The 13793-nt window shown below is 72.5% G+C and carries 12 protein-coding genes; 8 read left to right on the forward strand and 4 right to left on the reverse strand.

Features of this window, described 5'->3' with window-relative positions:
• Positions 1 to 43: 43 nt before the first annotated feature.
• From FHX31_RS20150 to FHX31_RS20175, 6 genes are all read left to right on the forward strand, one after another.
• Positions 44 to 1132 carry a GNAT family N-acetyltransferase gene (locus tag FHX31_RS20150; RefSeq protein WP_114919932.1) on the forward strand — a complete coding sequence of 363 codons (1089 nt, stop codon included), beginning with the start codon at positions 44 to 46 and terminating at the stop codon, positions 1130 to 1132.
• A 197-nt stretch (positions 1133 to 1329) separates the two neighbouring features.
• Positions 1330 to 2496 carry an aminotransferase class I/II-fold pyridoxal phosphate-dependent enzyme gene (locus FHX31_RS20155; RefSeq protein WP_184976997.1) on the forward strand — a complete coding sequence of 389 codons (1167 nt, stop codon included), beginning with the start codon at positions 1330 to 1332 and terminating at the stop codon, positions 2494 to 2496.
• Positions 2497 to 2723: 227 nt separating this feature from the next.
• Positions 2724 to 3971 (forward strand): O-antigen polysaccharide polymerase Wzy, encoded by a 1248-nt coding sequence (gene wzy / locus FHX31_RS20160; RefSeq protein WP_030270446.1) that lies wholly within the window; start codon positions 2724 to 2726, stop codon positions 3969 to 3971.
• Between the two features lie 10 nt (positions 3972 to 3981).
• Positions 3982 to 5226, forward strand: coding sequence for a glycosyltransferase family 4 protein (locus FHX31_RS20165; RefSeq protein WP_184976998.1), 1245 nt, complete (start codon positions 3982 to 3984; stop codon positions 5224 to 5226).
• A 29-nt stretch (positions 5227 to 5255) separates the two neighbouring features.
• Positions 5256 to 6485, forward strand: coding sequence for a glycosyltransferase (locus tag FHX31_RS20170; protein WP_184976999.1), 1230 nt, complete (start codon positions 5256 to 5258; stop codon positions 6483 to 6485).
• Positions 6482 to 7774 (forward strand): lipopolysaccharide biosynthesis protein, encoded by a 1293-nt coding sequence (locus FHX31_RS20175; RefSeq protein WP_013285296.1) that lies wholly within the window; start codon positions 6482 to 6484, stop codon positions 7772 to 7774. The genes FHX31_RS20170 and FHX31_RS20175 overlap by 4 nt, the downstream gene beginning before the upstream one ends.
• Here the strand turns inward: FHX31_RS20175 and FHX31_RS20180 are convergent.
• On the reverse strand, positions 7728 to 8699 hold the full coding sequence (locus FHX31_RS20180; protein ID WP_184977000.1) for an NAD-dependent epimerase/dehydratase family protein: 972 nt from the start codon (positions 8697 to 8699) through the stop codon (positions 7728 to 7730). The two genes, FHX31_RS20175 and FHX31_RS20180, sit on opposite strands and share 47 nt — an antisense overlap.
• A gap of 21 nt (positions 8700 to 8720) precedes the next feature.
• On the reverse strand, positions 8721 to 9686 hold the full coding sequence (locus tag FHX31_RS20185) for an NAD-dependent epimerase/dehydratase family protein (RefSeq protein WP_145822715.1): 966 nt from the start codon (positions 9684 to 9686) through the stop codon (positions 8721 to 8723).
• A 134-nt stretch (positions 9687 to 9820) separates the two neighbouring features.
• Between FHX31_RS20185 and FHX31_RS20190 the strand changes: the two genes are divergently transcribed.
• A complete protein-coding gene (locus tag FHX31_RS20190) occupies positions 9821 to 11107 on the forward strand; it encodes a glycosyltransferase (RefSeq protein WP_184977001.1) in 1287 nt (428 codons plus the stop codon).
• Positions 11104 to 11745, forward strand: coding sequence for a sugar transferase (locus tag FHX31_RS20195; RefSeq protein WP_071095874.1), 642 nt, complete (start codon positions 11104 to 11106; stop codon positions 11743 to 11745). The genes FHX31_RS20190 and FHX31_RS20195 overlap by 4 nt, the downstream gene beginning before the upstream one ends.
• A 44-nt stretch (positions 11746 to 11789) precedes the next feature.
• Here the strand turns inward: FHX31_RS20195 and FHX31_RS20200 are convergent, their stop codons facing one another.
• A complete protein-coding gene (locus FHX31_RS20200; RefSeq protein WP_013285291.1) occupies positions 11790 to 12848 on the reverse strand; it encodes a DegT/DnrJ/EryC1/StrS family aminotransferase in 1059 nt (352 codons plus the stop codon).
• Positions 12845 to 13711 carry a GNAT family N-acetyltransferase gene (locus FHX31_RS20205; RefSeq protein WP_184977002.1) on the reverse strand — a complete coding sequence of 289 codons (867 nt, stop codon included), beginning with the start codon at positions 13709 to 13711 and terminating at the stop codon, positions 12845 to 12847. Before FHX31_RS20205 ends, FHX31_RS20200 begins: the two co-directional genes overlap by 4 nt.
• Between the last annotated feature and the right edge of the window lie 82 nt (positions 13712 to 13793).

Below are 13793 nucleotides of genomic sequence, written 5' to 3' on the forward strand. Positions count from 1 at the left end.
GGCCGCCATCGGGGCGGCCGTGGCCAGGCGACGGGGAGCGCAGATGCGACTGGAGATCCTGGACGCCCGCAAGCCGGCGGACGACGAGCGCTGGCGCGCTCTGCACCGGGACTGGGACCGGCGTGAGGTCTTCGCCCACCCGGCCTACCTCCGGCTGTTCGCCGGGCCGCAGGACGAGCCGCTGGCCGCGTACGCCCGGACCGAGCACGGTTTCGTGCTGTATCCGTTCCTGCTCCGCCCGGTCGACGCGCCGCACCTCGCCGAGCCCGGGCGACGGTACCGGGACGTCGTCAACGCGTACGGCTACGGAGGCGCCTTCGCCGAGGGCGCGACCGAACTCGACGCGAAGGAGTTCTGGGGGGCGTTCGACGCCTGGTGCGGGTCGCGTCAGGTGGTCTCCGAGGTCACCCGGCTCACGCTCTTCGACGAGGACCGGCTGCCCCCGCCGGGACCGGTCCGGCAGAAGCTGGTGAACGTGGTCCGCGACCTGCGCACCGGCGAAGAGGAGATGTGGCGCGAGTTCGACCACAAGGTCCGCAAGAACGTCAACAAGGCCCGCCGCAACGGCGTCATCGTCGTGGTCGATCTCGACGGGGGGCGGCTCGACGACTTCCTGGGCATCTACGAGCGCACGATGGACCGGCGCGCCGCGGCGAGCGGCTACTACTTCCCCCGCGAGTTCTTCGAGCGGATCGTCGACGAACTGCCCGGCCAATTCGCCTTCTTCCACGCCGTGCACGAGGGACGCGTCGTCTCGACCGAACTGGTGCTGGTCTCCGCGCTCAACCTCTACTCGTACCTCGGCGGCACCGACGAGGCGGCGTTCGACCTGCGGCCCAACGATCTCCTCAAGTTCGAGATCTGCCGATGGGGACGCGCTCAGGGGCGGATCCGGTTCGTCCTGGGCGGCGGGTACGCACCCGACGACGGCATCTTCCGGTACAAGCGCGCCTTCGCACCGAACGGTCTGGTCCCGTTCCACCTGGGCACGCGGGTGCTCGACGAGCCGGCGTACCGGCGGCTGTCGACGGCGCACCGGCGGGAGGGATCCCGGCGGGATCCGGCCTGGTCCGCGTCCTCGGACTACTTCCCCGAATACCGGTGCCCGCTGCCCGAGCCCGCCGGGCCGTGAGGCGTCGGCCGCAGTCGGCCGGCACACCGTAACGGCCGCCACGGTCGGCGCGTTGAACCAGTCGGTCCCGACTCGACGGGCCAGGTCGCAGCGGCGCGACGATCAGGTCCGCGCGTACGTCCCGTTTCCCTGCGCGTCGCCGGGTGACACCCACACTTCCATCGGAGACCAGCACCGTGGCACAGGACTACTCACTGATGGCTCGACCCGCCCATCAGCAGGACGGCACGAGTGTCAGCAGACGGATCTATCTCTCTCCGCCGGACGTCGGTCCGGCCGAGGAGGCGTCCATCCTGGCGGCGGTCCGTTCGGGCTGGGTCGCGCCGGACGGGCCCGACCTGGCTGCGTTCGAACGCGAGCTGGCGGACCGGGTGGGCAGCGGCCACGCCGTCGGCGTGAGCTCCGGGACCGCCGCCCTGCACCTGGCGCTGACGGTGATCGGAGCCGGGCCCGGCTCCGTCGTGGTGGTGCCCACCATGACGTTCGTGGCGACCGCCAACGTGGTGCGGTACACCGGGGCCGAGCCGGTCTTCGTGGACTGTGACGCCGCAACCGGGCACCTCGACCCCGAGCTGCTGCCGCCGCTGCTGCGCCGGCTGCGGGAGCAGGGCCGCCGCGTGGCAGCCGTGATGACGGTCGACCTGAACGGCGGCTGCGCGGACTACGACCGCATCCTGCCCGCCTGCGCGGACTTCGACGTCCCGCTGGTCGAGGACTCCGCACAGGCGCTCGGCGCGTCCTGGCGCGGCCGCAACGCCGGCACGTTCGGCCGGCTGGGTGTCTTCTCGTTCAACGGCAACAAGGTCATGACGACCTCGAGCGGCGGGATGCTCGTCTCCGACGACGGCGACCTGATCGACCGGGCACGCCACCTGGCGACCCAGGCCAGGGAACCGGTCGCGCACTACGAACACCGGCAGGTCGGCTACAACTACCGGCTGAGCAATCTGCTCGCCGCGCTCGGGCGGGCACAGCTACGGCGGCTGAACGGCATGATCGAGCGTCGCCGGGCGATACGGGAGCGGTACGCCAAGTTCTTCGCCGCGGTTCCCGGCACCCGGATCCTCGGCGACGGCGACCCCGGGTCGAACTGCTGGCTCACCACCCTCGTCGTCGACCCCGCCCGGGCCGGGTGGCGGGCCGACGAGCTGGCCGCGCACCTGGCCCGGCACGACATCGAGACGCGTCCGATGTTCAAGCCCATGCACCAGCAACCCGCTCATCGCGGGCACGAGGCGGTCCTGAGCGGCGCGGCGGATCGTCTCTTCGCCACCGGCGTCTCCCTGCCCAGCGGGTCGACCCTGCTCGGGGCCGACGCGGACCGGCTATTCGGCGCGCTCGACGAATTCCTCGCCGCACGCTGACCAGCCGGAGAATCGCATCCGAAAGTGATTCGAATGCGTCGAGGAACGAGTGACGGGCGAACGGGTTACGGCACCGTCCAAGTCAATGCGATAAACGCAATCGCCGCCTATGGGAGACCTTTCCTGCTAGACATTTGAATGCAGCCGGCACGCATGTGGAGCGGAATCCGCTCTCGCCCCCCGGCCGCTCCCGGTCCGGAGTGTCCGTACACCGATTTGGAGTCTCCGTGGAGCTGAGCACCACCACCGCGATATGGCTGACCCTCGCGGTCAGTCTGGCGATGCTGCTGGCCCTGTTCCTCCGGTCCGGTCGCACCGATCTCCTGCCCTACGTCTTCGCCTACCTCGCCTTCTTCGGCCTGGGACCGGCGATCAACTACGCCCTCGGCAACGAGATCTACATCGGCATCGTCACCGACAAGATCCCGGCCGCCTGCCTCGTGCTGGCGCTGGCGCTCGGCGGTGTGACGCTGGTCGGCCTGCTCATGCCGGTCCGGGACCGGCTGCCGGACCTGACCGCACTCGGCCGGACACCGCGCGAGAATCCGGTCCTTCCGGTGGTGCTCTACGGACTGGCCGCCTACACCCTCGCCATCCTGGTCACCCGTGGCCCGGCGATGCTGGCCGCCGACAAGCTCGGACGGATCGAACTGGCTGGTCCCCTGCACACCCGCTATCTGGTCGTCGAGATGTGCGCCTGCTCGATCTACTTCCTGGCCCGGGCGGTGCGCCCGGCCCGGATCGCCTACTGGGTGAACCTCGGCCTCTACGTGCTCTACTGCCTGGCCACCAGCGAACGGGACTTCCTCTTCGTCCTCTTCGCCGTCGTGCTGCACGTCCTGTTGCTGCAACGGCGACGGATCTCGCCGAAGTTCGGCATCGCCGGCGTCGCGTTCGTCCTGGCCGCCACCTATCTCAGCGCCGTTCGCAGCGGGGACGCGCTGAACCTCAGCAAGGTTCTCAACGAGGGCTCGACCCTCTTCGTGGACACCTTCGTCCTGACCAACGCGGCCGACAGCCTGCGACTGTGGCCCGGCGAGAGCTACCTCAACGGTTTCCTCACCGCGATGCCGTCGGCGCTGGTCCCGGAACGGCCGATGCTCATGTCCTGGCTGGTCGACGCCTGGCTGCCGGGCTCGTCGTCGGGTTTCGGCTTCTCGCTGACCGCGGAGGCGTACGCCAACTTCGGGTACCTCGGCGTACCCGTCGTCTTCGCCGCGCTGACCCTCGGGCACCGGCTGCTCTTCTTCCGCGCCGCGCAGGGCCACGTCTACGCCTACGCGAGCATCCTCTACACGATCAGCTGGATGTACGGGTTCCGCGGGGAGAGCGCCAGCCTGCTCGCCACTCTCCTGCACGGCGTCGCCTTCTACACCGTCATCTGGCTCGGCTCGTTGAAGGGCCGCTCCGTCCAGCCGACCGCGCGCCCCGAGGCGCGCGTCCCGCACGGCAACCTGGTTCCCGTAAACCGATAGGACATCTCGCGTGAGGCTCACCATCACCGAGGAGTGCCGGTACCTCCGCACTCCGGACAACCGATTCTGGGTGGACTTCGGCACCGGCTACGCGCTCTGGGCGCGATACCTGGCGGCCTTCGACGAGGTACGGGTGGTGGCCCGGGCGCGGGACGTACCGGAGATCCCGCCGAACGCGGTCCGGGTCGACGGCGACGGGGTGACCGTGGCACCCATCCCCCACTACCTCGGACCGCAGGAGTACCTGCGACGCCTGCCCCGCATCGACCGGGCCGTCCGCCGGATCGCCGCGGACGCGGAGGCGGTGCTGCTCCGGGCGCCGTCGTCGATCGCCACGCTGATGCACCGGCACATCACCCGTCGCGGTCTCGCCTACGCCATGGAGGTCATCGGCGACCCGTACGCGGTCTTCGCCCCCGGGGTGATCGAGCACCCGCTGCGGCCCTTCTTGCGTGTGTGGAGCACCCGCAACCTCCGGCGTCAGTGCCGTTCCGCCGTCGCGGTGTCGTACGAGACGAAGCGCTCGCTCCAGGAGCGGTATCCCACCCGCCCGGGGGCGCTCTCCATCGGTCTCAGCTCGGTGAACCTGCCGCCGGCGGCGTTCGTGCGGGAGCCCCGCCCGCCCCGGCTGCCGGCCGGGCCGGTGACCCTCGTGTCGGTCGGTTCCCTGGAACAGCTCTACAAGGGCATCGACACGCTCATCGAGGCGATCTCGTTGCTGCGGTCCTCGGCCCCGCCGGTACGGCACGTGCACATCGGCCCCGGGCGCTGCCAGCCGGTGCTGGAGGATCTGGCCACCCGCCTCGGGGTCCGCGACCGGATCACGTTCGCCGGCCTGATCACCGATGTCGAGGCGCTGCGCCGGCACCTCGACGCCGCCGACCTGTTCGTCATGCCGTCCCGGACCGAGGGCCTGCCCCGGGCCCTGATCGAGGCGATGGCCCGCGGGCTGCCGGCCATCGGCTCGCGTGTCGGTGGCATACCCGAACTGCTGCCACCGGAGATGCTGGTTGCGCCGGACGACCCCGACAGCCTGGCCAACGCCATCCGCCGTACCCTCGCGGACCCCGACGCCATGGCTGCCGCCTCGCGTCGCAACCTCGCGGTCGCCCACGAGTTCGCCGCGGACCAGCTGACGCCGCGGCGCAGCGAGTTCTACCGGGCGGCCCGGGACCTGATGGCGAACCGCCGTCCGCTGCCGCAGTCCGCCGCCCCCGCCGTGGAGTCCGTCGAGCAGGAGAACCGACCGGTATGAGGACCGGCCGGCCCGACACGGGAGAGACGATGTCCAGCGCGAGCCACAGCGACCCGGCGACGACGAGCGTGTCCGGTCCGCCGGTTCCCCGGCCTCCGGAGATCCGCGTGGTACGGGTTCTCGGCGCGTTCGACATCGGCGGCGCCGAGCAGCGCACCATAGAACTGCTGCCCCGGCTCGCGGCGTCCGGGGTGCGGACGTCCTTCGTCACGCTCAGCGGCGTCAAGGGCGCGCGCGGCGACGAGGTGGAGCAGTTGGGCTCACGGATCCACCCGATCCGGCTGGACCGTCGGTTCCCGGTCCGCTTCTACCGTCTGCTTCGGCAGGTCCGTCCGCACGCCGTGCACTCGGACGTCGCGACGTTCTCCGGTTTCGTGCTGTTCCTCGCCGCACTGGCGCGGGTGCCGATCCGGATCGCGCACTTCCGGTCCGACCGCGACGGACATCCGGACAGCCTGCGCCGCCGGTTGCAGCGGGGCGTGATGGTGCGCCTCATCCACTTCTGCGCGACGGACGTGCTCGGCGTCGCCCCCGGCGCTCTCACCTCGTGCTACCGGCCGTCGTGGGAGAACGACCCGCGGTGCCGGGTGCTGCCCAACGGTCTCGACCTGGGCCGCCTGCACCGCCGGTCGACGCTGCGGCTCCGCGACGAGATCGGCGCCGCCCCGGACGACCTCGTCTGCGTGGTGATCGGCCGCCCGCACCCGCTCAAGCGGCGGTCGATGGTGCCGTCGATCGTCGCCGCGTTGCGCGAACGCGGGATCGGCTGCCGGGCCGTGTTCGTGGGTCCGCACGACGACCGGGACGACGACGCCGTCCGGCAGTCCGCCACCCGGCACGACGTACTCGACCGGATGCACCTGGTGGGTCCGCGGGCTGACGTCGGGGAGTTCCTGGCCCAGGCCGACCTCCTGCTGCAACCCTCCGCGCTCGAAGGTCTGCCCGGCACGGTCCTGGAGGCCCGCGCCGTCGGCACCCCTGTGGTCGCGTCCGACCTGCCCGGCGCACGGTTCATCGACGACCAGCTCGCCGGTGTCGCCCTGGTCCCGGTCGACGCCGACGCCGAGAGCTGGGCTGACGCCGTGCACCGCCTGGGCCTCGTGCCGGGACGGCCGAGAAGCGGCCGGCGGGCGCTGGCGGCCTTCCAGGACAGCGTCTTCACGATGGAGCGGTCGGTCGAGCAGCACCTGGCCATCTACGGCCGGAACACCGTGGCGCCGCGCGGCGGAGCGGACCGGCCGGCGGTGCCCACCGGATGAGCCGCCGCCATCTGGGCACTATCGTCCTGCTGACCGGCGCCAACGGCATCGCCGCCCTGAGCAGCAGCGGCGTCGCCGTCCTCGCCACCCTGGCGCTGGGGCCGGCCGACCGGGGCGTCATGGTGTTGGTCCTCACGGTCGCCGGCGTGGTGATGCTGGTCGGCCGCCTGGGCTGCGGCACCGCCATGCGCGCGCAGTTGCCGCAGGCCGCCTCCCGGCACCGCCGCGACGAACTGCTCTCCGCGTACTGCTGGATGACAGTGGTGGCCGCGGTCTGCACCGGGGCGGCCGCGGCCGCCGCGGTCCGTCTCTCCGCGCCGCTGCTCGGCCCCGCGCTGACCGATGTACGGCTGCTCGCCGCGGTCGCGCTCGGCGGCGCCGCCAACATCGCGCTCGACCAGCTCACCGATCTCCGGTTCGCGGACGGGGACTTTCGCCGGGGCGCGGTGTGGAACATCGCCGCCACCACCGCCGGCCTGATCGGGATCGCCATCGCGGTCGTCGTCTCGGCGCAGGTGTGGCTCCTCCTGATGTGCCAGGCCACCGCGCTGCTCGCGGTGGCGGTGACGCAGTGGACGCTGGTACGCGGCCAAGGGCTGGCGCGGTTCGCACGGGCGCGACGGCGGGACGTCACCGGGCTGATCCGGATGGGCGCCCCGTCTCTGGGGTTCTCCCTCGGGACGAGCTTCCTCCAGCGGGCCGACCGCTACCTGCTCGGTGTCCTCGTCGGTCCCGGCGCGGTGGGCATCTACGCCCTGGCCGCGACGCTGAGCAGTGTGGTCGGCCTCCTTCCGGCCGCCATCGGACAGTTGTCGCAGCGGCAGGCCGCGCAGCGCGACGGCGATCCCTGGCCCGTCCGTGCGATCGGCTACACGCTGCTGGCAACGCTCGTCAGCGGCGCCGTCGTCGCGGCCGGCGGCTGGCTGTTGGTGGTGCCGGTCTTCGGCGCGGAGTTCGGGTCCGCCCGCCCGTTGATCGTGCCGCTCCTGCTCGCCGAGTTGTGCCTGGCGCCCTTCGGCATCGCAAGCCGAGCCCTGCTCGGCACCGGGGGCACGAAACAGGCCGCCGGGGTCGGTCTGCTCGCCGCCGTGGCGTCGGTCGCCTGCTACGGCCTCGCCATCTCCCGCTGGGGAACGATGGGCGCGGCGACCGCCTCGATCGCGCTGTATGCGCTGCTCTCCGTCGTCGTTCTGGTCGTCCTGCGCGTACGGCTCAACCGGCGGGCCCGCGTGGCGGCACCTCTCACCGCACCGGCGCCGACGGCGGAACTGGTGCCGGACGCGCGCTGACCGTCACGTCGTGGCGGGTGCCGGAGCCGGCCGTGACGTGGGAGCGGGCTGCCCACAGCGCGGCCAGGGACTCGCTCAGCGGGTATCTCGGCGCCCAGCCGAGAGCGTCGGTGATCCGGCTGATGTCGGCGCACATCCACGGCACCGCCGCGGACCGGTCCGCAGTCGGCGAGCGGAGCCCGTCGACGAAGCGTCCGGTGAACCCGGCATGGCGGGCCAGCATCTCGACTGCCTCCCGGGTGGCGACCGCCTGTCCGCTGCCCACGTTGTAGATCGACTCCGGCAGCCGTCGGGCGTTGAGCGCCGCCAGCACCGCCTCGGCCACGTCCCGGACGTCGACGAAGTCGCGGTAGGAGTCGTTGAGCCCCAGTTCGATCCGCCGGTCCCCCCGGGCCAACGCCGCCTGGAGCAGCTCGGCTGCCCGTCCCAGCACGTTGCCACTGGTCGAGCCGGGCCCGACGGGGTTGAAGACCCGCAGCACCACCGCGTCGACCCGGCCACTGGCGGCGGCCAGCCGCACGAGGTCGGTCGCGGCCAGCTGGCTGATCCCGTAGTCGCTCACCGGCCGGGCCGGGTCGGTCTCGGTCGCGACGGCGCCGTGCGGGACGACCCCGTACTCGGCCGCCGAGCCGATCCGGACCAGCCGCACGCCGGGCGAGACCTCGGCCACGCAGTCGATCAGCTTGGCGGTGATCAGAGTGTGCGACTCGACGAACTGCGCGCTCGTCCCGGCGATCCGGCCGGCGCAGTTGACCACCCCGTCGGGTCGTGCCCGGCGCAGGAACGCGGCGAGCCGCGACCGGTCCGCGGCGACGAGATCGCATTCCCGGCGACTGGGCGCGACGACGGTGAAGTGCTCCGCGAGGACCGCTTCGACCGCCCGGCCGAGGAAGCCGGACGCGCCGAACAGCAGGATCCTGGCCATGAGGCTCCGATCGGGTCGGGATCAGCCGGACGTGCCGGACCCGACGGGCTCGTCGACCCGAAGCGACCGGAACCACTCGACCGTAGCCCGCAGCCCTTCGGCGAAGGGCGTCGGCGACGCGGCCGGGAACAGCTCGCGCAGTCGCGTGTGGTCGGCCTGGGACTCGCGGACGTCACCGGGCCGCGCCGGCACGTGCACGACGTCCAGCGGCCGCCCCAGCACGGTCTCCAGTTCGGCGATGAGGTCGAGCAGGGAGATGCGCGCGCCGAACGCGAGGTTCACCACGTCCGGGGCCGCCACCTGCCGCAGCACGGCGTCCACGATCACCGAGGTCACGCTGCCCACGTAGGTGAAGTCCCGGGACTGCCGCCCGTCGCCGTGCACCTGCAACGGCCGGTTCTCCAGGGCGGCGGTGACGAACCGCGGGACCACCGCGGCGTACACGTGGTTCGCCGCCTGCCTCGGTCCGAAGACGTTGAAGAAGCGGAACGGCAGGACCGCCATGCCGTAGCAGTTGGCGAACGCGATCCCGTACGCCTCGGTGGCCAGCTTCGACACCGCGTACGGGCTGACCGGCATGGGCCGCAGGCCCTCCTGGCGTGGCAGTACCGGGTTGGCGCCGTACACCGAGGACGAGGAGGCCAGCACGCACTGCGGGACGCCGTTGCGGTGGGCGGCGTCGAGGACGGTCAGGGTGCCGGTGGCGTTCGCGTGGTGGCTGCGCAGCGGGTCGTCGATGGAGCGGGGCACCGAGCCGAGGGCTCCGAGGTGGACCACGCTGGAGGCGCCGACCATCGCGCGGTCGAGCAGCGCGGGGTCCAGGACGGTCCCGATCAGCAACTCCACCGGAAGCCCGCGCAGGTTCTCCACCGACCCGGTGGAGAGGTCGTCGACGACGACGATCTCGGCGACCCGGCCCGTTTCCGACAGGGCCCGCACCAGGTTGGAACCGATGAAACCGGCGCCCCCCGTGACGACGACTCTCACGTGCGCTCCTACCGCTCGCCGGTGCTCTCCGCAGGGCCAACGAGAGAATCCGACGTTGGTTACTAAACACCACAAAGCTCGTTGCCCTGGGTGGAGCGGCGAACGACGTCGCGCCGACTGTTGGAGGCGAACACGTGAGGCACGATCCCCGGTCCGGCGTCGCCGGCGACCCGCCCGGGCGCCGGTCATTGCGCGTCGCCGTCATCGTCAAGACGAACTACGGCGGGCTCTGGACCATCCCGCAGGCGTGCGCCCTGCGGGATCGCGGCCACGAGGTGGTGGTGATCTGCCCACCCGGCGGGCGCCTGAACGACCGCCTGGCCGAGGCCGGGATCCGGACGGTGGCGTCGCCGTTCTCGTTCCGCTTTCGGCCCAGCCTGAGCACGCTGTCCGAGCTGTGGCGGCTGCGCCGCCTCGTCCGCCGCCTACGCCCCCAGGTGCTCTACCACCACCTGTACGCGGCCACGCTGGGCGCGCGGCTCGCGACCGTCGGCCTGCCCCTGGCCCGGGTGCAGTTCGTCGCCGGCCCCGCCTTCCTGGAGTCACGGGCGGTCCGGATGGTCGAGCGGCTGCTCTGGCGCCTGGACCGCACGATCATCTGCGGCACCCGCTACACCTCCCGCCTCTACGGCGAGCTGGGCGTACCGGCGTCGCGTCGCCCGGCTGTCACCAGCGGACTCAACCTGGCCTGGGCGACCGCGGACCTGCCGGACGACACGGCGGCGACGCGGGCGGAGGCCCGGGCGAAGTGCCGCGCGGATCTCGGGCTGAGCCCGGACCAGTTCGTCGTGATCATGGTGGCGTACGTCTATCCCCCACGAAAGCTCGCCGCCCACCGGGACCGCGCGTTCAAGGGCCACGACGTCCTGCTCGCCGCGTGGCAGGAGATCCGGTCCCGGCACCCCGAGGCGGTGCTGATGCTCGTCGGTGGCGGCTCGGACCAGGCCGGCGAGGACCACCGGCAGGAGCTGATCCGCCGGTTCGGGGTCGCCGACGACCACTCCGTCCGCTGGATCGACACCGCCGACGACGTGCGGCCCTACTACCGGGCGGCGGACCTCAGCGTCAGCCCGTCACTGAGCGAGGGCCACGGCGCGCCGCCCGAGGCGGCGCTGCTGGACGTTCCCAGCATCGTCAGCGACGCCGGCGGGCTGCCGGAGACGGTGGACGAGAGCTGCGGGTGGGTGGTCCCCCGGGACGATCCGGCCGCCCTGGCGCAGGCCATCGAGCACGCGTACGCCGAGTTCCGGTCCGGGCGTCTCGCCGAGCGCGGCGTACGCGCCCGCGAACGGTCGCACCGGCACTTCGACAACCGGATCTCCGCGGTGCGGATGGCCGAGGTCATCGAGCACGCCGCGGGCGTCGGCGGACCACCCGGGGAGTACGCGCCGCCGGCCGCCGGGAAGGCGCACTCCCGGTGAGCCCCGCCCGGCGGACGATCGAGCTGCGGCTCAAGCGGCTCGTCGACATCACAGTGGCGCTCGTCGTGCTCGTGGTGACCGCGCCGGTGGTGGCCGTCGCGGCGCTGCTGGTCCTGGCCCAGTTCGGCAGCCCGGTCTTCTTCCGGCAGGAACGCACCGGCCGGTACGAGCGCCGCATCCGGGTCCTCAAGCTCAGGACGATGTCCGACGACCGCGACGCGGAGGGCCGGCTGCTGCCCGACGGGGTCCGCTGCCGGGGCGTCGGCCGGACGCTGCGGCGGCTGAGCATCGACGAGCTGCCGCAGATGGTCAACGTGCTCCGGGGCGACCTCAGCCTGGTCGGTCCCCGGCCGCTGCTGCTGCGCTACGACCCCTGGTACACCGACCGGGAGCGCAAGCGTTTCGAGGTCCGGCCGGGCATCACCGGGCTCGCGCAGGTCAACGGCCGCAACGACCTGGCCTGGACCGAGCGCCTGGAACTCGACGTCCGCTACGTTCTCGACTGGTCCCTCTGGCTCGACCTGCGCATCCTCGCGCGGACGGCGGGCAAGGTCCTGCGCGCCTCGGGCGTGGCGGTCGACCCGTCGGCGCAGATGCTCGACCTCGACCAGGAACGGCGCCTCACCGGCGTCCGCTGAGCCCGTCGGTGCCCCGCCCGCGCCGGGCGGGGCACCGACCGTATTCAGGCCGAGCCGGTGGGCACGCCGGACGGTCGCGGCGCCGAGGCGCCGCTCTGGGCCGGTGCCGCCGGACGTCCGGCAGGCGCGAGCGCGCCGCGCTCGGGGAGTGTGCCCAGCGCCCGCTGGAAGCTCGCGACCAGCGCCGGGTAGTCGGCCGGCGCGACGTCCTGGTGTACGGGGAAGTTGATGATCTGCCGGGACAGCCGTGCCATCGACGGATGGTCCCGCAACTGCGCGATGAGCGTGTGGTAGAGGCTGACCATGCCGAAGCCCTCGCGGTTCATCTCGGCATAGACATGGTCGCGGTTCTCCCGGCCGGTCCCGAGGATCCGCACCGGCAGCGTCTGCGGGGCGTCGTCCGGTGCCAGCTCGGGCCACATCAGCTCGAACGCGACGCCGAGTTCGGGCAGGTCGCGCAGCAGCGCGGTGAGGGCGCGGAAGTTCTCCTGCCGCCGCGCGGCGATGCCCAGCGTGTCGTGGTCGAGCACGTGCCGGGACAGGTCCGGCTCGGTCTCCCGCTGCCCGGTGAGCCGGCCCGGGTCGCGGTAGGTGATCATCCCGCCGCGTGCGCCGGGCATCGGCAGCATCTTGTGCAGGGAGTAGAGCGAGACCTCCCCGGTGCGGCCGGCCGGCCCGCCGAGCGCGTGGGTGAACCACGCGTGTGCGAGGTCTTCGAGCAGCAGCGCGCCGTGCCTGTCGGTCAGCTCCCGGATCCGGCCGATCGCCCGTTCGGTACGGCCGAAGTAGTGGATGACCACCACGACGTCGTAGGGACGCTCCGCGAGCCGTGCCTCCAGCGAGGACACGTCCACCGCGAGGTCCTCGGTCAGGTCGTAGAAGCCGGGGTCGAGCCCGAGTTCGGTCACCGGGTCGAAGACGCCGCTGCCCTCGTTGGCGGACCAGCCGATGAACGACGGCAGCAGGATGTCGCGCCGGTCGCCGCGCCAGACCTCGGGCTGGGCGAGCAGGTCGCGCATGCCCTCCCGGGCCGCCCGGTAGAACAGGCTCGGCGTGCGGAAGGCACCCGGGTCGGTGGCGGTCTTGGGGATCGTCTGCGTCACGGAAGCTCCAGTCTGGCGCGGATCTCGGTGGTGGACATCCTGAGCGAGCGGTTGACGGCCCGCAGCGGGCCGACCGCGCTGGGCGGCGCGTCCTCGCCGGGTGTCATGACCAGGACGCGGTCGATGCCGGGGAAGGCCCGGACCACGGCGGCGACCACCGCCGGCCGTCGCAGCGTCGCCGGGTCGAAGCACCGCAGCACCCCCGGGCTCGGCCGCCCCAGCACGTGGGTGGCGTCTCCGGCGACGACGGTGAGCTCACCGAAGCCGTACGTGTCGAGCCAGGCCCGGGCGGCGTGCAGCCCGTCGAAGCGGACGTCGGCGGCGGGCGCGACCCCACCGAGCGCGAGGTCGGCGACCCACCACGTGGTCGTGGAGTCGCCGGCGAACCCGAGCCGGTCGTAGAGCGCACGGGCCGGGGCGTTGTCGGCGAACACGTCCAGCCGCATCGACCGGAGGTCGGGGTGGGCGCGAGCGTAGGCGCGCAGCAGCTCCCGGGCGACGCCGCGGCCGCGGGCGGCCTCCACCACGCAGATGTAGGACAGGTGCGCCAGGCCCGGCTCGACCCGGGTCAGGTCGGCGAAGCCCAGCCGCCGGCCGTCCTGGTCATCGGCCACCAGGAAACACCGGCCGGGGAACGACTCCGGGTGTGCGAGCACGACCTCCCAGAACCGGCCGACGCCGGGCTGGGCCGAGGTCAGGTAGTCGTGCAGATGCCGCGCGAACGACGCCCGGCTGACCTCGGCCAGCCATTCCGCGTCCGCGACGGTGGCCGGGCGCACCCGGAGACCCGGCGCGTCCGCACGGGACGGCCCTCCCACGTCGGCGGCGGGGACGATCGACTGGACACCATACGGGACCGGCATGTTCACACCATAGTGGCCACTACCACCCCAAAGGGGGATTTCGGATCACGGCAGCCGGATCCCGGCGTGGTCCGGTTCCGGT

This window comes from Micromonospora sp. CNZ286 (assembly GCF_014207755.1).